Annotated in this window: 14 protein-coding genes; 9 read left to right on the top strand and 5 right to left on the bottom strand. The window is 56.3% G+C overall.

The window, feature by feature from the left end; translation table 11 throughout:
* The first annotated feature begins 403 nt into the window (after positions 1-403).
* The 3 genes from ACK83U_RS19395 to ACK83U_RS19405 all read left to right on the top strand — a co-directional run bounded on the left by ACK83U_RS19395 (position 404) and on the right by ACK83U_RS19405 (position 2,091).
* Positions 404-778, top strand: coding sequence for a cell division protein ZapB (locus ACK83U_RS19395; RefSeq protein WP_246712212.1), 375 nt, complete (start codon positions 404-406; stop codon positions 776-778).
* 242 nt (positions 779-1,020) lie between these two features.
* A complete protein-coding gene (locus ACK83U_RS19400) occupies positions 1,021-1,431 on the top strand; it encodes a hypothetical protein (RefSeq protein WP_412474967.1) in 411 nt (136 codons plus the stop codon).
* Positions 1,432-1,611: 180 nt separating this feature from the next.
* Positions 1,612-2,091 carry an IS66 family transposase gene (locus tag ACK83U_RS19405; protein WP_246712210.1) on the top strand — a complete coding sequence of 160 codons (480 nt, stop codon included), beginning with the start codon at positions 1,612-1,614 and terminating at the stop codon, positions 2,089-2,091.
* 46 nt (positions 2,092-2,137) lie between these two features.
* On the opposite strand, the gene ACK83U_RS19410 is transcribed toward ACK83U_RS19405, so the two are convergent.
* A complete protein-coding gene (locus tag ACK83U_RS19410) occupies positions 2,138-2,884 on the bottom strand; it encodes a dienelactone hydrolase family protein (RefSeq protein WP_112611366.1) in 747 nt (248 codons plus the stop codon).
* 675 nt (positions 2,885-3,559) lie between these two features.
* On the opposite strand from ACK83U_RS19410, the gene ACK83U_RS19415 reads away from it, so the two are divergent.
* Complete coding sequence (locus ACK83U_RS19415; RefSeq protein WP_162708122.1) at positions 3,560-4,153, top strand: hypothetical protein; 594 nt, start codon at positions 3,560-3,562, stop codon at positions 4,151-4,153.
* A 350-nt stretch (positions 4,154-4,503) separates the two neighbouring features.
* On the opposite strand, the gene ACK83U_RS19420 is transcribed toward ACK83U_RS19415, so the two are convergent.
* The 3 genes from ACK83U_RS19420 to ACK83U_RS19430 are packed head-to-tail and all read right to left on the bottom strand — an operon-like array spanning position 4,504 to position 6,842.
* The gene (locus ACK83U_RS19420; RefSeq protein ID WP_112611370.1) at positions 4,504-5,013 is read right to left on the bottom strand and encodes a hypothetical protein; all 510 of its coding nucleotides are present in this window, start codon (positions 5,011-5,013) and stop codon (positions 4,504-4,506) included.
* Positions 5,010-6,038, bottom strand: coding sequence for an SAM-dependent methyltransferase (locus tag ACK83U_RS19425; RefSeq protein ID WP_112611373.1), 1,029 nt, complete (start codon positions 6,036-6,038; stop codon positions 5,010-5,012). Before ACK83U_RS19425 ends, ACK83U_RS19420 begins: the two co-directional genes overlap by 4 nt.
* 3 nt (positions 6,039-6,041) lie before the next feature.
* The gene (locus ACK83U_RS19430; protein ID WP_112611375.1) at positions 6,042-6,842 is read right to left on the bottom strand and encodes a DUF1295 domain-containing protein; all 801 of its coding nucleotides are present in this window, start codon (positions 6,840-6,842) and stop codon (positions 6,042-6,044) included.
* Positions 6,843-7,012: 170 nt separating this feature from the next.
* Between ACK83U_RS19430 and ACK83U_RS19435 the strand changes: the two genes are divergently transcribed.
* From ACK83U_RS19435 to ACK83U_RS19455, 5 genes are read left to right on the top strand one after another with little or no spacing between them, the layout of a single operon-like run.
* A complete protein-coding gene (locus ACK83U_RS19435; protein ID WP_112611377.1) occupies positions 7,013-8,383 on the top strand; it encodes an NAD(P)/FAD-dependent oxidoreductase in 1,371 nt (456 codons plus the stop codon).
* A complete protein-coding gene (locus ACK83U_RS19440) occupies positions 8,380-9,213 on the top strand; it encodes a DUF1365 domain-containing protein (RefSeq protein WP_112611379.1) in 834 nt (277 codons plus the stop codon). Before ACK83U_RS19435 ends, ACK83U_RS19440 begins: the two co-directional genes overlap by 4 nt.
* Complete coding sequence (locus ACK83U_RS19445) at positions 9,200-10,432, top strand: SAM-dependent methyltransferase (RefSeq protein WP_112611381.1); 1,233 nt, start codon at positions 9,200-9,202, stop codon at positions 10,430-10,432. The genes ACK83U_RS19440 and ACK83U_RS19445 overlap by 14 nt, the downstream gene beginning before the upstream one ends.
* Before the next feature lie 28 nt (positions 10,433-10,460).
* Positions 10,461-10,832: a DUF2147 domain-containing protein gene (locus tag ACK83U_RS19450; protein ID WP_112611383.1), complete on the top strand. Its 372-nt coding sequence runs from the start codon at positions 10,461-10,463 to the stop codon at positions 10,830-10,832.
* Positions 10,833-10,864: 32 nt separating this feature from the next.
* Positions 10,865-11,284, top strand: a complete 420-nt coding sequence (locus tag ACK83U_RS19455) for a DUF2177 family protein (protein ID WP_162708126.1) — start codon at positions 10,865-10,867, stop codon at positions 11,282-11,284.
* 38 nt (positions 11,285-11,322) lie between these two features.
* Here ACK83U_RS19455 and ACK83U_RS19460 read toward each other — a convergent pair whose 3' ends face one another.
* On the bottom strand, positions 11,323-11,823 hold the full coding sequence (locus ACK83U_RS19460; RefSeq protein WP_348648158.1) for a TspO/MBR family protein: 501 nt from the start codon (positions 11,821-11,823) through the stop codon (positions 11,323-11,325).
* Between the last annotated feature and the right edge of the window lie 69 nt (positions 11,824-11,892).

The following is an 11,892-nucleotide window of genomic DNA, read 5'->3' on the forward strand; positions in this document are numbered from 1 at the left end:
TCAGTGTCTCGTTCACTTGCTGGTCGAATGGAGTTTCGAGGGCGTGTCATATTGACGAGGCCGCATGTGACGAAGATGAAAAATAATAGCAGATAGGGGGCCATCTCAAATGCAGCCTTTTGCTGTCCAGCCACTTGCAATTCCTCATCTTAGATAAACAGCTTGCACCGTCCATCGCAATTAGAACCCGCTTCTGCATGGCGGGCGGTTCTGCATCGCCAGAAAATCTGCTCCCCTTACATGATCGAGGGATCGGGGTACGCGGAGCAAAAGGGGTGGCGCCGATGGAGTTTCCGCGCTGGCAACGACGGGCGCGCAGTTATCTGTGCATAACCATCGGCCTTGAATCCGACGACTATCGTGGCCGATTCCGCCTGCGAGCAAATCATGATTCCTTCTCGCTATGGGCAAGAAGTCGCTGCCGCCCGATGAGCATGTTGAGACGCTGTCGCTGGTGGCGACGCGCCGGCTCGTCGGCGGCCTTGTCGAAGAGCTCCACACGTTGAAGGCCGATGTCGCAGCGCTGCGATCCGAGAACGAAGCCTTGCGGCAAGACAATGCCGAACTCCGGCTGGAGAATGTCCGCTTGAAGGTCGAGAACCAGCAACTGCGTGACGAGATCGCACGGCTGAAGAAACTGCCGCAGCGTCCGCCGTTTCGACCATCGGGTATGGACAAGGCAACAGATCCGGGCAAGGTTAATCCCGAGGATGATCGAACAGCCGGCAAGCCGCCCGCGGCCCTAAGCGGGACAAGAACCGGATCACCCGCACCGTGACGCTGAAGGCCGACATACCCGAAGGCTCGCGCTTCAAAGGGTACAAAAGCTTCTTCGTACGTGATCTGATACTTGCCGCGGAACTTGTCCATTATAGGCGCGAACGCTGGCGGACGCCTCAGGGCAAACTGATAACGGCTCCCTTGCCAGACGGAGTCGCCTGCGGCTTTGGTCGCAATTTGCGTCGGATCTGTCTGGCGCTCCATGCACAAGGACAGGTCACGACGCCCAGGCTGAGCGAGATGCTCAACAGCATCGGCATTGAGATCTCTAAGCGGCAGGTCTTGCGGCTGCCGACCACGCGTCTCGATCCGTTTATAACCGAAGACAGCGCCGTTCTGCATGCCGGGCTGGTTTCGGCACCCTTCATCACCGTCGACGACACCGGCGCTCGCCATATCCGGCGCAACGCCTACACCACCCAGATCGGCGGTGAGCGGTTCTCCATCTTCCGCACCGGTTTTTCCAAATCGCGGCTCAACTTCCTGTCGATCCTGGAGGCAGGTCATCAGGACTATATCCTGAATGAGGAGGCGATGAACTGGCTGCGAACACAGGGTGCTGTCGAGCAGGCTATCGTCGAGAAGCTCGTCACCCGGTCCACCACCATCTTTGCCGATCAGGTTGCCTTCCTGGAGTACTTGACTGGCTGAGGTATTGATATCTTTGACCGGCAACTGATACGCCCGCTTGTCGAAGCCGGCAGTTGGGGCACGATCCGCCATCACGGCCTACTCGGCAACACGGTCATTGTCTCTGACGACGCTGGCCAGTTCCGCGTCGGCAATCACGCTTTGTGCTGGATTCATTGCGAGCGCCTGTTGCAAAAGCTGATGCCGGCAAAGCGACGAGAGGTGCGATGTGTCGAGTTGATCCGCTACCTCGTCTGGCGATTTTACAAGGCGCTGAAGATCTGGAAGCAGCAACCGTCACCGCAGGCAGTCCACGCATTCCGGCGCAGGTTCGATCGCATCTTCACCCTGCGCACCGGATATGACGCACTCGACAGGCTACTGGTGCGCTTGTATCGGCGCCGCCGGGAGCTTCTCAAGGTCCTCGAACATCCCGCTATTCCGCTGCATACCAATGCCTCGGAGAACGATCTGAGGACCTTCGTGACCAAGCGAAAGATCTCCGGCGGCACCATGAGCCTTGACGGTCGTATCGCTCGCGACGTCATACTCGGCCTACTGAAGACCTGCCAGAAGCTTGGTATCTCATTCTATATTTATCTTGGCGATCGCCTCGGGCTGGACGCGGGCGGATCAAAGATCCCGCCGCTGGCCGATCTCGTCAACTCAGCAACCTGCTAATCTCCATTCGCCGCAAACAATGAGAAACGGTTCCCGCAAATCGGAATCATCGTAACAAATATGATGCTAGAAACGCGACCGTTTTCCGATGAGCAGCGCCAGCGTTGGGGGTTCCGGATCTTAAGAAAAAATCGTGCGTGCCGTCTTCAAAAACGTCGAGGCCGACAGGCTTCCCGAGCCTTTGCGCCGTCTGTTGCAAATCCCGGCCGATTGCCAGCGGGAAAGTCCGATCGGCGCTGCCCCAAATCAATAACAACGGCGGCAATGAACGAACAGGCTTCGAATAGCCATTTGGGAAACCGCCGTCGACAAGCACCAGCCCGTCAATATCGGATCGCCCTGCCGACGCAGCCGCGGCGATCTGCGCACCAAGCGAAATTCCGAGAATACCAACCTTGACCTGACCAGGTGACTGAGCGCGAATATACGCAGCTACGCTTTGAACGGCCGATGTCCATTGTGACCATCGACGCGCATAATAGGCTATCCGCGCGGATGCACCGTCCATCTTGACGATGGCGTTTAGGTCAGCCGCCGAAACGACATGAACGAGATATGCGTTCAAACCAGCTGCCTCGAAGGCCTGCCCAAGCTCGCCATACGCCGAAGCGCCAAAACCCTTGCTACCGCTTAAGATCAGAACTGCCGGACATTTTTTGCTCGCGCAGTTTCCGAAACTTTCCACCAAAACTCCACCGCTCGGTGTGGGAACTGTGAACTCCTGCCGGGACGATTGGGCATTTGCCGCTGCTGCGAAAAGCAACATGCCAAGGACAATAATGGTGATCCGCATGCATACTCCGTCTTGTCTGCTCTCGAATGCGAATGTCCCGCCAGAGACGAGAGTTTCGCACCTGACTTGCGACATGGCAAAGATACAACCTTTCGGAGCCGGCTCAATGGCCCCCAGCGCTTTGCCACCCTTTTTGCGCCCGGTACCGTTTTCGAAAGACTGATTAAAAGGCAAGGCGACATCGATTTGCAGTTCCGCCTTTGTCAGCTTTCTGCAACGGCCGGGAAGGAGGACGCGAAGCGTCAGTTGGATCGGTTATTCTGTTGAGACAGCTGCGGTCGACGTTGGAGAGAAGCGGACCTTAAGCTTTGGCGGTCACAAGACCTAACGGCCCCGGGGGTGACATGGCCGCTGACATCAAAGAAGAGGCGAGTCCTTTGTAGGTCTTCACCATCTCCGGCAACGGACGGGCGTCGACATAACGCTTGCGTTCCTCGGGGCTGGCACCTTCGCTTTGGGGGCAACACGAGGGCGTCGTCCTGTCCGAGCTTCGTGCTGGCCGCACCGAGGGTTACGAGAACCTTGCGGTAGGCGGTGATCGTCTGCGCGGACGGCGCTCCGGGGCCTGATCTTGCCAATAGCGTGAGCCAGGTCGGGCGCGATCCGCTTTGGCAGAGTGGCACGACACAACGTTGGCTTCGCGGCGACCAGCTTTCTTCAGGGACAGCCGACGGGGTGACGGTCGTGCCGCCCGGTGTGTCGGGTCCGGTGATCGCCGTTCCGCACCAGGTCTCGTACGACGCAGTGCGCGGATGCTGGTATTCGGATATTGCCATCGCGCAATTGGCAGCCCTCTCTTACGCTCCTCTCGTACAATTGTGCGTTGCCCGATACCAGCCAGAGAGCTTGGAGGGGCGCGCGATTTCAAAAATCGTGCAGACAAGCTTCGTGCCATTGATGCCAAGCCGAACGCTAAGCTGGACACAGGTCGATGCGCAGAACATTTCCGTAACGCTCGAAGGCATAAGTCAGGCCGGCCCATCGCGCAATGTCGTTGAAATCGCTTTAGAACAAAGGCCCAAGGGGACAGGCGACTGGAGCGGGCCGACGGTAATGCAAGCGGATTCTGCGATTCCAGGCTGGCGGGCGGTTCCACAAGCCACGAGCGGGACTTTGGGCGCGCAGCTCATACTCCCGCTGCCGCAAGGCGAGTTCGATCGACGCATTCGGGTGACGGAATATGAATACCCATCCCCAGCCAATCAACCCGGTGCGTTGGCGGAATTGCAAAGGCGGGCGGTTTTCACTGATTTGATAGAGCTGAAGTGAAGGGACTGCAGGCTTCGCAAAAGCTGGGCAACTATCCCATCAATTCTCGGGCACAGTTTCACTGAGTTCGAACAATTCGATAATGTTGGGCTTTGAAGGTCTGGGCTATATGAAAGCGGATTGATTTCGCCGTTTGCGGCGGCCGTCAATCGTAGCCAATGACCAGCTTGATTTTAGCCACGAAATTATATAGTCGCCGTTGCCCCCTTCACGCAAAATCAACGAGTTAGGTTCCGAATGGTGCGGGTCGTGGGTTCGGACCCCATCAAAAGCGCCGAATATAGCGATTGTTGAAGAGTTCTACAACGCTACGCCTGAGCTCGGCTCGTTTAGAAGGACGTGTTTTCGGGCTATGTGCCGGCATAGCGCGCGCCAATAAAGGTCATCAGACTGGCCACTGCAAAGACATTGATGTTCATCAGCATTGCGATCTGGCCACCGGTCCATGGAAAGACGGGGTCCTTGAGCCTCCACCAGCATATCGCAAAGCAGACAAAGATGCAGCAAACAAGGCCCCGCTGCCACCATTTCTCATCGGGTTGGAACGAGACTAGTGTCAGCGCCATGCAGGGTGCAAGGAATAGAAGTGTGGCGGACGCTCTTCCGAAAACGATGGATTCGAATACGGTATCGATCGTGCCGATCAGCGGCAGCGCCAGCCGGGCACTAAACGGCGATTTTCTAGCGATCAAAGGTACCGCCAGAAAAAAGGGAATGGCGACGAGCGTTATGGCTGATGTTTCAACGCCATCGCCAACCAGCCACCAAACATACATTGGGTAGAACGGCTTGTTGGCTAAGATGACCCAGGCAATGGTAATCGTTGCTCCGGTCCTTGCATCGAGCGCCGGCCGCCTCATCCCGCTGGCCTCAGCAAATAGTGACCTACGCCCCAGACATGACCGTTGTCGTGGCCGAAGAGGCCAGCGGTGGCGAGGAAAAAGAGCCGCCAACGGCGCTGCCAGAGTGTGCTGTCCCTCCCATAGACCTTGGCGAAGATCGGCTGGATGCGGTCGATCTCACGGTCGAAATTGGCGAGCCAGTCGAGTGCCGTCCGGCGGTAATGCATGCCCGACCAGCGCCATTCCTTTTCGACTGAAAGCAGATCGGCAAAGCGATACGGCAGATCATGTGCCGGCATAATGCCGCCGGTAAAGAAATGACGGGCAATCCAGTCGGCCGGATCCTGGTGGTTGAAGCGATAGGAGCGGTCCTTGTGGGTGAAGACATGGAGGAAAAGCTTGCCGTGCGGATTGAGCCATTCGCGGACACGCTCTAGCAAGGTGCGCCAGTTGGACATATGCTCGAACATCTCGACCGAGATCACGCGATCAAAGCGTCCATCGGTCGCAAAGTCGTTCATGTCTGCCGTGATGACGGTAAGATTGCCGAGATCGTGCTTCTGCGCCATGGCGAGAATGTATTCGCGCTGTGAGGTGGAGTTCGAAACCGACGTAATCCGCGAATTGGGAAATTGCTTTGCAAGATAAAGGGACAGCGAACCCCAGCCGCAACCAAGTTCCAGGATACTGTTTCCATCCTCGATTTCGGCATGCTCCACAGTTTCGGCAAGTGCATAAGTCTCAGCTTCCGCCAGCGTCGTATGGGGGTCCGGATAAAGGCAGCAAGAGTATTTTCGTTGAGGTCCCAGGGTTAAGCTGAAGAATTCCGCCGGGACTTCATAATGCTGTCGGTTGGCCTCATCAGTGTGCGTCGCTACCGGAAAACTGCCCATTGCCTCGACGAACGTATTTTCCGCATCTTGCGAAATCAGCGACAGACGGTGTTTGGTGCGTGCACAGAGAAAATCTATCCCAGCCAGCGTCATGCTGTCCGTAAGCGGTGCTCGCTCTGCGGCGTTGATCGCAAATGCCAGCATATTCATCGACTATTCTCCTTGGGAAACGAATTCGGTTTTGCGAGGGCCTGGAAAGAAGGCGTTCACACGCTTCCGCTGTGCGCGAAATTTATCGCCGCGCGAGCGCAGCATATGCTCTTCCAACGGGGGAATTCCGGATACATGCACCAGCAGCCAATACATCAACGCCGGTGCGAGCAGCGATAACAAGCTCGTTGGTGAGCTTGTGACGGCGAATAGCGGCAGGCAGCACCAGAACAGCCATTCGAAAAAATAGTTGGGATGGCGGGAATAACGCCACAACCCCGTCTTGCAGACCTCAGTCTTGGCTTCTGGCCTTCTGCGAAATCGGGAAAGCTGCGCATCTGAAAGCGCCTCTCCAGCGAGGGCTGTGGCGGAAAGCAACACGGCAACGAAATCCGTTACCGCCGGATAGGCCTTGTCATTGATCGCGGCGAGATAGATCGCGAATACAAGGATGAAAGCCGCAAGAGCCTGAACCTGCAGAAAGATAAAGAGCCGCGAGCTGGCACTGGCGCCCCAGTCCTTCATCAGTTTGGCATAGCGTGGATCTTCTCCGCCGCCTTTGGTGCGAACTCCAATATGCCAGGCGAGCCGCAGCGCCCAGGCTGCCACGATCATTATCAGCGTCATCCGGCGCGAGAATGAGCCTTCTGCACAGCCGGCGGTGAGGATGCCGCCCAAGCCCACAGCCGCGGACCAAATGGTGTCGATCCACCCGCTCATACCGGTTTTGCGCTGCACGATCCAGGCGGCGGCCATCGCCAGAGATATGCCGACAGCCACGATAGCTAGAAGAAACCAATCCATCCGTTCGCTCGCATTGATGCGCTCTTGTGTCGCTGTGAACTATTTACGGACGGTCGGTTGAACCGGTTTCGTGCTACTCGAAAAAATCTCTCTTTGTGCGAAACCAGCCGCCGCCGCCCTCCGTATCTGTCTTGAAAGTCAAAAGCTTATTGCGGGAGCCGAGGGGTTTTATGGGTAACTACGATCGAAACGGCGGCCGCCGTCTGAACATTGCGATAATAGGAAGTGGCATTTCGGGACTGTCGGCAGCTTGGCTTCTCTCAAATCGCCATGACGTGACTGTCTTCGAAGCAAGCGATCGGCTCGGCGGCCATAGTAATACGGTGACATTCGAAAGCGCCGCAGGCGCTGTTTCCGTTGATACAGGCTTCATTGTCTACAACGAGCTCACATATCCTAATTTGACGGCGTTGTTCCGCACGCTCGACGTGCCCACGGCTGCCTCCAATATGTCCTTTGCCGTTTCGATCAACGACGGCGCCTATGAATATTCCGGCGGTACGGGTCTCGGTCTTTTCGCACAGAAATCAAACATTGTCCGCCCGCGTTTCTGGTCAATGATGCGCGATCTGGTGCGCTTCTATCGCGATGCCCCGCGGGACTTGCCCGACATGGACGGCATCTCCCTCGATGATTATCTCTCATGCAACGGCTATGGTCGCGCCTTTCGCGACGACCATCTCTACCCGATGGCCGCGGCGATCTGGTCTACCCCTGCGATGGAGATCGGCGCTTATCCAGCGGCAAGTTTTGTCCGCTTCTGTAACAATCACGGCTTGCTCAATCTATGGGGTCGGCCGATTTGGCGCACTGTAAGGGGCGGCAGCCGCGAATATGTTGCCCGCATGACCAACAGCTTTTTCGTCCGTATCCGGTTGTCGACGCCAGTAAAGTCGATAAGACGCGGATCACAAGGCGTAGAGCTTGAGGCGGCTACTGGCGGCCATCACCTCTTCGACGATGTGGTGATCGCCACCCATGCTGATCAGGCGCTTCGAATGCTTGTGGATGCAAGCACCGAGGAAAGACGTATTCTGGGTGCTTTCCGCTATTCGCGTAACGAAGCTGTCCTGCATAGCGATGTCTCGCTAATGCCGAAACGGCGCGCTGCCTGGTCGAGCTGGAACTATACAGCGGATACGCGCGACGGACCGAGCCAACCCTCCATCACCTATTGGATGAATAAGCTGCAGCCGCTGGGTTCAGCGCCGCCGACCTTTGTCACCCTCAATCCGCGCAGAGCGCCAAAGGAGGAAACCATCATCTGCCGTGAGATATATGAACATCCGGTTTTCGACCTATTGACCGATCGTGCACAGAAGGAAATCTGGTCGCTTCAAGGCATCCGCAATACCTGGTTTTGTGGCGCGCATTTCGGTTCTGGCTTCCACGAGGATGGCATCCAGGCGGGCCTTGCGGTCGCCGAGGATCTCGGTGGCTTGCGGCGGCCTTGGCAGGTCTCGCGGGAAAGTGGTCGTATCGTCCGTCAGCCGATTAGCCAGCCTGTCAAGCCGCTGCCGGGCGTGGAGGTTACCGCATGAGTGCGGAACTTCAATCTGCGCTTTTTTCCGGCCTGGTCACACATGCTCGTGTAAGGCCTAAGCAGCACAAGCTTAGCTATCGGATCTATTCTCTGCTGCTCGATCTCGATGAGCTTGACCAGATCGATCGGCGGTTCCGCCTTCTCTCCATCGATCGTTTCAACCTTTTCTCCTTCTATCGCAAGGATCGAGGCGACCGGTCAGGATCCGATCTGAGGAAACAGGTCGAGAGGAACATGCGAAGCGCCGGTATCGACCCGGATGGCGGTCCAATACGGCTGCTGACAATGCCGCGACTGTTCGGTTGGGCTTTCAATCCGCTGAGCGTGTTCTTCTGTTATTCGAAGGATGTGTCGCTCAAAGCCATCCTCTGGGAAGTGGACAACACGTTCGGTGAGCGTCACGGCTATATGATCCCGGTCGAGGCGAACGATGCGCCGGAAATTATCCAGCAGTGCGACAAGGCTTTCTATGTCTCGCCTTTTATGGACATGGATCTGCGGTATCAGTTTCGCGTGTCGCCGCCCGCCGACGTTCTTTCGATCCGAATCGAGACTTTCGATCGCGATGGGCCGGTATTGACCGCGAGGCATGTGGCGCGTCGTAGCGAGCTTACGGATCGCGCATTGCTTAAGGCGTTTTTCGCGATCCCTTTTCTGACGCTTCGTGTCGTCGGAGGCATTCATTGGGAAGCGATGAAGATCTGGCTGAAAGGTATTGGATTGCGGGTACGTCCCCATCCTCCGGAAAGCTCTGTTTCATTCGGTTGCTCATCTCCCACTGAAGTGAAAATACCCAATTCCAAGGTTGAAATTCATGAGCCATTTTGACGATTTCTCCAGGGCGTCGATGCGTGCGTCCGATAGCATAGGGGGACTCGGCCTTGTCGGGCACCTCCTCATGAGGCTATTGCGCAACGTGCGCTATGGCCATCTGAGGATCACGCTGCCTTCAGGACTGGTGGTCGAAAAATCCGGTGCCGAACCGGGTCCCGAGGCGATCGTCAACATGCGGCGTTGGCGTATGTTACCTCGCCTGATCGTTGCGGGAGATATCGGCTTTGCGGAGAGTTACCTCGATGAGGACTGGACGACTCCCGATCTAACGGCGGTCATCCGCTTCGCGGCAAGAAATACGCAAGCGTTAGCACCCGCTATCCAAGGCAGCGCGATAATGCGGCTGTTCAATCGTGCAAAGCATCTCTTCAATGCCAATACGAAGCATGGCAGCCGTCGCAACATCGAGGCACATTACGATCTCGGCAACGAATTCTACAGACAGTGGCTCGACCCGACGATGCTATATTCCTCGGGAATTTATGATGATTGTACGCACACCCTCGAAGCCGCCCAGCAAAAGAAGCTAGAGCAAGTTCTGAAAAAGCTTGCGCTCGATCACAACCAGAGTGTTTTGGAAATCGGCTGTGGCTGGGGTGCTCTTTCCGTATTCTTGGCAGCGCGTGCCAACGCCAAGGTGACGGGTATCACCTTGTCACCTTCACAGCTCGCCTGGGCAAGACAGGCAGCCGCCAGTGCTGACGTGATAGAGCAGGTGGACCTGCGCCTGCAGGACTACCGTGATCTCGATGGCCAGTTCGATCGCATCGTTTCTATAGAGATGTTCGAAGCAGTAGGCGAGGCCTATTGGCCGGAATATTTCTCGACGTTGAAACGTTGTTTGCGACCAGGTGGAAAGGCTGTGCTGCAGGTGATCTCGATTGAAGAAAAGCGCTTTGATGCCTATCGGCGCGGCTCCGATTTTATCCAGAAGCATGTCTTTCCCGGCGGCTTTCTGCCCTCTGGTTCCGCTTTGGAGGCGGCAGTTGCAAAAGCGGGCTTCCGGCTGGCAGCAAGAGAACATTTCGGCAAATCCTACGCACGAACACTTCTCGAGTGGCGCACCCGTTTTCATGCGCGCTGGCCGACCATTGCGGCCCTAGGCTTTGACGAGCGATTCCGTTGCCTTTGGCACTACTACCTGTGTTATTGCGAAGCCGGCTTTGAGGAGGGGAGCATCGACGTCGGACTTTATACACTTGAGCACGCATGAAGGTCGGCGGTTAAAAGGAGATCCAGGCATGAGAGCGATGATTGGAGCGATTGTTTATCTGGCCGCAGCATCTGCAACTAATGCGCAAGCGGCCGAAATCGAGGGCCTATGGGCTCGGGCAGATGGCAATGCCAAAGTGAGAGTTGCACCCTGCGGATCGGACGTCTGCGCAACCAATACGTGGATCAAGCCGGGAACGCCAAGCGAAAAGGCTGGCGACAAGCTGGTGATGACGATCAAACCCAGTGACGATGGCGTCTATTCCGGTGAGGCTTTCGATCCTCAACGTGATTTGAGCTACCGGATCACAGTGAAAGTGGATGGTGATCGGATGTCCACGAGGGGCTGTGTTATCGCCGGCCTGATTTGCCGGGGTGTCGATTGGACACGCATCCGCTGATCGACCGAAGGAAGGCCGCTATGGAGAATGTGGTGAAAACCTACGTCGTTGCCTATATCGTCACACTGGTTGTGTTCATCGCCATCGATTTTATCTGGCTGAGCAGCATGACCGACCGTCTTTACCGACCTGTAATGGCAGAGATACTGACAGCTGACTTCCGGCTCGCGCCTGCCATCGCCTTCTACCTGATTTATGCGTTTGGACTTACGGTTCTCGCTGTTCGCCCCGGTCTGATCGGGGAGTCGATCCAGACTGCGATAGTGTGCGGGGCGATGCTCGGCTTTACGGCTTATGCCACCTATGATCTGACCAATCAGGCGACACTCAAGAACTGGTCGACTGTTCTGACCTTAGCCGATCTTTTTTGGGGTACGGTCCTCTCAGGCTTTGCCGCCGGTTGCGGGCAATGGATAACGGCGCGTCTCCTCGGAACTGTTACACATGGCTGAGGATCAGGGGTGAGTGCTATTCGCGATAGCCTGCACATTCAAAGATTTAACCGCCAAATTTCGAAATTGAGCGCTATCGCGAAAGCAACCCAAACAGCGAGAGGTACAAGACTGTAACTAGCGGTCCGGTCGAGAAGGCGAAACTTGAAGATTGTGAGCAGGATTAAAATCCATTGCGGAACGATGTTGATAACGCCAAGCAGCGGGCTATGGAGCGCAAAGAAGGCCCACGACCATGCGGCATTGAACGCCAGTTGCAGATAAAAGCAAATGAGCGCCGCCGACTTTTGCGGTTGGTCTCCTGGAAGTATCCATATGCGCCAGACCGCAAACGACATAGATGCATAAAGGAAGGTCCAGACCGGCCCAAAGATCCAATTCGGTGGATTGAATGCGGGCTTGGCAAGGCCTGCGTACCAGCCCTCAATGTTCGGCAGGGTCGCCCACTGTCCGAGAAGAAGGGTTAAGATAACCGGGATCGCCGCGAGGCCGGCCTTCACCAAAGGCTTTTGTTGGTCCACTGTTTTTCGCGGCATCATAATCTCTCTTCTGGCCCGCTTCCTGCACGGCGTTTGCCAAACCGAAGCCTTTGTTCCTGCTCTTCAAAT

This window comes from Rhizobium sp. WW22, assembly GCF_047041135.1.
Taxonomy (GTDB): Bacteria; Pseudomonadota; Alphaproteobacteria; order Rhizobiales; family Rhizobiaceae; genus Rhizobium.